Origin of the sequence: Sulfitobacter sp. CW3 (assembly GCF_019392245.1) — a bacterium.
GTDB lineage: Bacteria > Pseudomonadota > Alphaproteobacteria > Rhodobacterales > Rhodobacteraceae > Sulfitobacter.
The window spans coordinates 1-230 of record NZ_JAHXRL010000612.1; the positions used below are offsets into that span (position 1 = coordinate 1).

The window sequence follows — 230 nt, forward strand, 5'->3', positions numbered from 1 at the left end:
TCGCCGGACTTTCTTCTGCCTATTATTTCATTCGGGATGGCCAAATTCCTGCCGGAAATATTACTTTTTTAGAGCAGTTGAACATTGAAGGAGGTTCTTTGGACGGCTCGGGAAATGCGGAAACCGGATACATCATTCGCGGCGGCCGTGAAATGGATTTTACCTACGAAAATTTCTGGGATATGTTTCAGGACATTCCCGCTTTGGAACTTCCCAAGCCTTATTCCGTG

The 230-nt window shown here is 46.1% G+C and carries 1 protein-coding gene; it reads left to right on the forward strand.

Going from position 1 to position 230, the window contains the following annotated elements; genetic code table 11:
* On the forward strand, positions 1-230 hold a 230-nt coding region (locus KZZ06_RS24200), incomplete at both ends, for an oleate hydratase (RefSeq protein WP_219582082.1).